Source organism: Acidovorax sp. FG48, from assembly GCF_057809085.1.
In genome coordinates this window covers 58928-66390 of the sequence record NZ_JBMDJH010000024.1, presented here as the reverse complement: position 1 = coordinate 66390, position 7463 = coordinate 58928, and the positions used below count along the sequence as shown (strand labels likewise).

The following is a 7463-nucleotide window of genomic DNA, read 5'->3' as shown; positions in this document are numbered from 1 at the left end:
ACAAAGTGACCCCACTTACACTGGGGACTGGCGCACTTCGTTGTTGAAACCGCCACTGAAAACGCCAGCTTGCGCTGGTGGAATATGCCGTCACAGCTATTATTTCAATAGCAAACCGATCAAGCCTTGAGAAAGATATCGGTATCCGGCGCAAAACACGCGTGCAGCGGCAGCAGCGCCCCGCCCAGCGCGCGGGCGTCCGAGCCCATGGTGCCCAGCTCCAGCCGGGGCGGCTGGTGCAGGCCCTCCCAGTTGTAGTCGGCCAGCGCGTGGCGCGCGCCCTCGCACAGGGCCTGCAGCAGTTCGGGGGCTGCGGCGCCATCAAAGACCACAGCGTCAAGGTCCAGGAACGCTGTGGCCGAGACGATGCAATGCGCCAAACCCGCTGCCGCGCGCGCGATCCAGCCACGGCTGTGTTCCAGCCACGGGACCTGCAGCACACGCTTGTCGTAGGCGGCCATGGGGTCGAGGCCATGTTCGCGAAAGCGCTGCTCCAGTTCCCACAAAGATGCCTGGCTGATGAGCTGCGCGGGCGCCTGGCCCGGCTGGGCGGGTGACAGCGGCAGCGAGGCCACCGCGCCTGCGTTGCCGTGCAGGCCCCGGTGCAGGTGCGAGTTGATGACCAGCCCGCCGCCCACAAAGGTGTCCATGAACAGGTACAGAAAGCTGGGAATGTCGCGCCCGCGCCCCTGCAGCAGCTCGGCCACGCAGGCGGCGGAGGTGTCCTTGGCAAAACTCACGGGCAGCTCGGTCATCTGCTGCACTTGCTCGGCCAGGTCGATGTTGTTCCAGGCTTCGGACTGCGCTTCGGTGAGCCCCAGCATGCGGTGCCAGCCACCCAACTGGAATGGGGCGGCCACGCCCACGCCCACCACGCGCGAGCGCAACGGGCCCAGGCCGTCGAGCAGCTGGTTGAGGTGCGTGCGGATGGCGGGCAGCAGCACGTCGATGTCGGGGAAGGCGTAGTCGAGCACGATGCGCTCGCGCACATGGCCGGTGAAGTCCACCAGCAGCCAGTCGGCGCTGCGGCGGCCGATCTTGATGCCGATGGCAAACGCGCCGTCGGGGTTCAGGCCAATGGGCACCGAGGGCTGGCCCACGCGACCGCGCACGGGCGCTTCGCGGCGCAACAACTGATCTTCATCCAGCCGGGCGGTGATGAGGCCGATGGTCTGGGCCGTGAGGCCTGTGACGCGCGCCATCTCGGCCTTGGCCAGGCTGCCGTGGGTGCGCAGGGCCTGCAGCACCACGCGCTCGTTGAATTGGCGCAACCCTACGTGGTTGGAGCCGCGCTGGCGCAGCAGGGCCGGGCCCGCAGACACGGGATCGGCAGAGTCAGCGGGAGGGATGGCAGGGTCGGTGTCGAGCATGGGTGCGGCGGCTTCAATCCCGCAGAGTTTCGCCGATGACGCCCTTGCGCAGCAGGAAGTTGCCCCACGGCTGCAGCTCGCCGGTGACGACGATGGCATAGGCTTTTTTGACGCGCTCGTAGAACGCAAAACGCTCCACGCCCTCGGCCTGCGCGCTGGTCACGCCCTCGCGCGCCAGCACTTGCATGGTTTCGCGCTGCAAGGCTGAACGGTACGGCACCTCGGTGCCACCCACCTGCATGTAAGCCACGGGGTGCGACACATCCTGCGCCAGGGGCAGCACGCTGGCCACGGCCTGCACAGCGCGCGCCATGCCAATGCCGGGCATGCGCAGCACGGGCTTGCCGATGCCCAGGCTCATGGCGGTGAAGTTGGCGTCTGCCAGCACGATGGCGTCGTCGTGGCCCATTTCGGCCAGCACCTTGAGCAGGTCGGGGGTCAGCAGGGGATCAATGTTCTTCAGCATGGGAAGCGTTTCAGGCGAGGCATTCGGCGGGCAAATCGGACGCAGCCATGGCCCCCGTCATCACCGCCACGGTGTCGCTCATGCTGATCTTCTTGGGGTTGACCACGGCCGCACGCTTGCCCAGGCGGGCGATGTGGATGCGGTCGGCAATCTCGAACACATGGGGCATGTTGTGGCTGATGAGGATGACGGGCAGGCCCTTGTCGCGCACGCGGCGGATCAGCTCCAGCACCATGTTGCCCTCCTTCACGCCAAGCGCCGCGGTGGGCTCGTCCATGATGACGACATGCCGTGCAAACGCTGCGGCGCGCGCCACGGCCACGCACTGGCGCTGGCCGCCCGAGAGCGTCTCCACCGCCTGCGTCATGGAGCGGATGCCCACCTTCAGCTCGGCCATGCGGGCCACGCTTTCTTCGAGCATCTTCTTTTTGTCGAGCATGCGCAGCGCGCTGCCCAAGAGGCCTGGGCGGCGTAGCTCACGGCCCAGGAACAGGTTCTCGGCAATGGTCATGGCCGGCGCCACGGCCAGGTCCTGGTAGACGGTTTCGATACCCGCGCGGCGCGCGTCGATGGGGCTTTTGAACTGGATGCGCTGGCCGTCGAGCAGGATCTCGCCTTCGTCGGGCACGGTGGCGCCAGACAGCGCCTTGATCAGGCTGGACTTGCCCGCGCCGTTGTCGCCGATCACCGCCAAGATCTCGCCAGCGCGCAGTTCAAAGTCGGCACCGTCGAGCGCGGTGACCTGCCCGTAGCGCTTGACCAGGCCCTTGGCCTGCATGACCAGCGGTGCATTCGTTGCCTGGGTGGTTGTGTGTGGGGAGTTGGTCATGATCAACGCACTCCTTTGCGCGAGAGTTGGTCGGTGGCGACGGCCAGAATCACGAGGATGCCGGTGACCAGGATCTGGTACACCGACGACACGCCCATGAGCGTGAGCCCGTTGCGGAACACGCCCACAATCAGCGCCCCCACCAGCGTGCCCAGGATGACGCCGCGCCCGCCAAACAGGCTGGTGCCGCCCAGCACCACGGCGCTGATGGCGTCGAGGTTTTCGGTCTGGCCCGCGTTCGGGTCGCCCGCGCCGGTGCGCGCCACCGACAGCAGCGACGCAATGCCGTAGAACAAACCGGCCAACACATACACGCCCAGCAGCACCTTGTCGGTCGCAATGCCGGTGAGGCGCGTGGCCTCGGGGCTGTTGCCCACGGCGTACACATGGCGGCCCGGTGCGGTCTCGCGCAGCGCAAACCAGGTGACGAGGTACAGCACCAGCATCAGCACCGCGCCCCAGACGATGGCGGTCTGGCCCAGCTGGAAGGTGTTGCCCAGCGCGGTCATGCCCGCAGGAATGTCGGTGATGGTCTGCGCGCCCGAATACAGCTGCGTGGCAGCAAACGCAATGTTGAGCGTGCCCAGCGTGACGATGAAGGGCGGCAGCTTGATCTTGGTGACCAAGAGGCCGTTGACCAAACCAAACAGCATGGTCACCGCCATGCCGCAGGCAATTGCCACGGGGGCCGAGAGGCCGTAGTCCGCCGCCATCTTGGTCATGACGATGCCGCCCAGCGCCATCACCATGCCACACGACAGATCAATGCCCGCCGTGAGAATGACCAGCGTCTGGCCGATGGCAATGACCGCCACCACCATGACCTGCTGCAGGATGAGCGCGAAGTTCTGCGCTGACAGAAAACGCTCGCTCTGCGTCGCAAAAAAGGCGCACGCGAGGATCAGCGCAATGAACGGCCCCAGCGTGGCCAGCGGCGGTAGTTTGGAAGCGGTCGAGGACATGGCGGCTCCGTGCGGGTGGACAAAGGGGGCGCTCAGGCAAGCCCATTGCAGGGTGCCTGGCGCCAAGTCAACAGAGGCAGCTTATTTGGCGCCCCAGCACAGGTCGGTGCCGGTTTTCACATCCTTGCTGTCCACGCCCGCCATGGGCTTGGCAGCGATCAGCGTCACGCCCGTGTCGGTGTAGCCGCTGACCTTCTTGCCGGTCTTGGCGTACTCCACGCCGGCTGCCACGCCCATGGCCGCCATGCGCAGCGGGTACTGCTGGCTGGTGGCGGCGATCACCCCCTTGCCCACATCGGCAATGCCTGCGCAGCCGCCATCCACCGAGATGATGAGCACGTTCTTCTCTTTGCCTGCGGCCTTGAGCGCGTTGTAGGCACCGGCGGCGGCGGGCTCGTTGATGGTGTAGACGATGTTGATGTCGGGGTTCTTCTGCAGGCAGTTTTCCATGCCGGTCTGGCCCTTGGCGCGGTCGCCAAAGCTGTCGGCCATGCAGACCACTTCGGCGGGGCGCGACAGCTCGTTGCTCTTGGCATCGTTGGCCTGCAGGCCAAAGCCTTTCAAGAAGCCGTTGTGCCGCTGCGCGCCCACGGGGTGCCCGGGGAACAGGTCCAGCGTGGCGATCACGGGCTTCTTACCCGCAGCGGCGGCCTTCGCGTACTGGCCGATCAACTCGCCCGCCTTGTAGTTGTCGGTGGCAAACAGCGCGTCCGTCGCATCCATGGGCTCGGTGGGGCTGTCGAGCGCAATCACCATCACGCCACGTGCCTGCGCCTTCTTGATGGCGGGGACGATCGCCTTGGCGTCGCTGGGGGTGATGAGGATGGTCTTGGCGCCTGCGGCGATCAGGTTCTCCATGGCCGTGACCTGGCCCGCGTTGTCGCCGTCGGTCTTGCCTGCGGCCGACACCAGCTTGGCGCCCAGCTTCTTGGCCTCGGCCGTGGCGCCCTCTTTCATCTTCACGAAGAAGGGGTTGGTCTCGGTCTTGGTGATGAGGCCGATGACGGGCTCGGACGTTTGCGCCTGGGCCAGGCCAGAGGCCAGGGCGCCGGTGAGGGCAAGGGCAGAAAGCGCGAAAGCGGGGGTGCGTTGCATGGCGTTGTCTCCGGGTGTTGGGATGGCAGATTCCTGTCGGCCCCGTGCTGCGCGGCTGGCAGGTGAACCACTCTTGTCGGGTGGATGGGATCGAACTATAGTGGCCGACAAGTTAATAAATCAAGTGGATTTACTTATGGTTTTCCCTATCCAGTCCGCCGGTTCTGCCACTGTCCACACCGCACCGCCGCTGCGTGTGGCCACGGCGGGCGAGGCCTTGTTCGACCTGATCGAAGAGCCGGACGGCCGCCTGAAACCCTGTGCGGGCGGCGCGGTCTACAACCTTACCCGCGCGCTGGGCCTGCAGGGCGTGGGCACGCAGTACCTCAATCCGCTGTCGGGCGACATGCTGGGGCGGCAATTGGCGCGCGGTCTGCACGAAGCGGGCGTGGCCCTGGCCGCGCCCACGCCAGTGCGTGCGCCCAGCGCGCTGGCGCTGGCCGCGTTGGATGCCGGGGGCAAGGCCAGCTACAGCTTTTACCGCGATGGCGTGGCCGACCGCCAGGTGACGGCCGCAGCACTGACGGCTGCTTGCGCTGCGTTGCCCGACCTGCAGGTGGTGGCCACCGGCTGCCTGGCGCTGGTGGCGCAGGACGCCGCCATCTATCTGCCCTGGCTGGCAGCGCAGCGCGCAGCGGGCCGCATGGTGGTGGTCGATGCCAACCTGCGCCTGTCGGCCGTGGACGATGCTGACGCCTACCGCGCCAATGTGATGGCCGCCCTGCAGCACGCCCACCTCATCAAGGTGAGCGACGACGACCTGGACGCGCTGGCCGTTCCGGGCGCCACCGCGCTGGAGCGCGCCCACTATTTGCAGCAGCAAACACAGGCGCAATGGCTTGCCCTGACCCTGGGGCCTGAAGGCGCCTGGCTGCTGCAGCGCGATGGGCTGGCTATGCATGCGCGCGAAGAAGCGCCAATCACGGTAGTGGACACCGTGGGGGCGGGCGATTGTTTTCTGGCGGGGCTGATCACCGCCTTGTTGGGCGGACCCGAACGGGGAGAAGAAGCGCTAGCCCTGCGCGCGGGAGGCATCACGGCGCCCATCACGGAAGCCCGGCTGCGCACCGTGCTGCACCACGCGCTGGCGAGTGCCAGCCATTGCGTAGAGCGGGCGGGCTGCACGCCCCCCCGTTACGAAGAAGTGCGCGAAAGGCTGGCGCTGCGGCGCTCAACGACCGCCGCAGGCCGGTAGCCCTTACTCGGCGGGCTTGGCGGCCGGTTTGCGGGCCCGGCTGCGGGGACGGGCAGCGGGGGCCTTGGCGGAGGTGGTGCCTTCTGCCTCTGCAGGAGAGTCCTCGGGCGCAGCGGCCGGGGCATCGGCGGCTTCACCCTCAGCACGCGCACCGCGTGCACGGGGCGTGGCGGCCTTGCGTGGGCTGGCGGCAGGCTTTGCGCTGTCTCCACTGCGCGCACGGCTGCGGCGAGGGGTAGCCGCTTCGGAGCGGTCGGCCTCGGTCGACGCACTGACCTCCGGGGTTTCCGCGCTCTCTTCTGCTTCGGAGCGCAGCGCTTGTGGCGCGGTGGTATCGATCACCGGCTCTGGCGGCACCGCCTCAAGAGCCACGGGCTGGCTGAAATAGCGGCTGGCTGGGCGCTCAGCGGGAGCATCGGCCTGCTCGGCCTCAAAGTGTTCGTTGCGCTGCGCGGGGCGATTGTCTCCACGGTCTGCGCGGTCTGCACCCTCACCACGACGCCCTCGGCTGCGGCCCTGTGCGCCCTGCCCTTCGCCACCTTCAGAACGCAGGTCAGGTGCCGTCGCCACCGCATGGAAGTCGTGCCGTGTCGCTCCGCCCTGGCTGGTGCGCTCATTGGTGCGCTCACCGGTGCCTTCGGGCCGTGCAGATGCGGCTGGGGCGCTCGGCCCACCATGGCTGCGGTACACGTACGCACCCGATTTTTCATCGCGCCCAAACTCCAGCAGCCCACGCGCCTGGGCTTCTTCCAGCAGGTTGCCAAAGGTGCGGAAGCCATAGCGCCCTTCGCTGAAATCCGGCTTGCGGCGCTTGATCGCCTCCTTGAGTACCGAGGCCCAGATCTTGCCCGTGTCGCCCCGCTCCAGCAGCAGGGCCTCAAAAGTTTCTGCGGCCAGCTCCACGCCCTGGGTGCGGCGCGCGTCCTGGCTTTCCTTGCGGCTGCGCTCTTCTTCGGGGCTGCGGCGGGGCGCAGGTGGCGGGTTGCTGCCAGGGCTCTGGCGGCGGGCCTGGGCACGCTGGTTTTCGCGCACCAGGTCGTCGTAGAAGATGAACTCGTCGCAGTTGGCAATCAGCAGGTCGGACGTGGACTGCTTCACGCCCACGCCGATCACCTGCTTGTTGTTCTCACGCAGCTTGGACACGAGCGGCGAAAAGTCCGAGTCACCGCTGATGATGACGAAGGTGTTGACGTGCGACTTGGTGTAGCAAAGGTCCAGCGCGTCCACCACCAGGCGGATGTCGGCCGAGTTTTTGCCCGACTGGCGCACGTGCGGGATTTCGATCAGCTCGAAATTCGCCTCGTGCATGGTGGCCTTGAAGCCCTTGTAGCGCTCCCAGTCGCAATAGGCCTTCTTGACCACGATGGAGCCCTTGAGCAGCAGGCGCTCCAGGATGGGCTTGATGTCGAACTTTTCGTACTGCGCATCGCGCACGCCCAGGGCGACGTTTTCAAAGTCGCAGAACAGGGCCATGCTGATGCTGTCGGAGGGGGATGCCATATCGTGTGTGAGTTCCGTTCAATGCTGCGGATCATCACACGGAACG

Annotated in this window: 7 protein-coding genes; 1 reads left to right on the top strand and 6 read right to left on the bottom strand. The window is 66.8% G+C overall.

From position 1 onward, the window contains the following. Window positions 1-119: 119 nt before the first annotated feature. The 5 genes from ACODSU_RS22675 to ACODSU_RS22655 form a co-directional block, all read right to left on the bottom strand. Window positions 120-1370, bottom strand: a complete 1251-nt coding sequence (locus ACODSU_RS22675) for an ROK family transcriptional regulator (protein WP_488844986.1) — start codon at window positions 1368-1370, stop codon at window positions 120-122. Between the two features lie 13 nt (window positions 1371-1383). Further along, window positions 1384-1836, bottom strand: coding sequence for an RbsD/FucU family protein (locus ACODSU_RS22670; protein WP_488844984.1), 453 nt, complete (start codon window positions 1834-1836; stop codon window positions 1384-1386). 10 nt (window positions 1837-1846) lie between these two features. Further along, window positions 1847-2665: an ATP-binding cassette domain-containing protein gene (locus ACODSU_RS22665; protein WP_488844982.1), complete on the bottom strand. Its 819-nt coding sequence runs from the start codon at window positions 2663-2665 to the stop codon at window positions 1847-1849. A gap of 2 nt (window positions 2666-2667) precedes the next feature. Then, a complete protein-coding gene (locus ACODSU_RS22660; protein WP_488844980.1) occupies window positions 2668-3627 on the bottom strand; it encodes an ABC transporter permease in 960 nt (319 codons plus the stop codon). 81 nt (window positions 3628-3708) lie between these two features. Beyond that, window positions 3709-4722: a sugar ABC transporter substrate-binding protein gene (locus tag ACODSU_RS22655; protein ID WP_488844978.1), complete on the bottom strand. Its 1014-nt coding sequence runs from the start codon at window positions 4720-4722 to the stop codon at window positions 3709-3711. Window positions 4723-4858: 136 nt separating this feature from the next. On the opposite strand from ACODSU_RS22655, the gene ACODSU_RS22650 reads away from it, so the two are divergent. Continuing rightward, window positions 4859-5917 (top strand): PfkB family carbohydrate kinase, encoded by a 1059-nt coding sequence (locus tag ACODSU_RS22650; protein WP_488844977.1) that lies wholly within the window; start codon window positions 4859-4861, stop codon window positions 5915-5917. A gap of 3 nt (window positions 5918-5920) precedes the next feature. Here the strand turns inward: ACODSU_RS22650 and ACODSU_RS22645 are convergent, their stop codons facing one another. Beyond that, the gene (locus ACODSU_RS22645) at window positions 5921-7417 is read right to left on the bottom strand and encodes an NYN domain-containing protein (RefSeq protein WP_488844975.1); all 1497 of its coding nucleotides are present in this window, start codon (window positions 7415-7417) and stop codon (window positions 5921-5923) included. Between the last annotated feature and the right edge of the window lie 46 nt (window positions 7418-7463).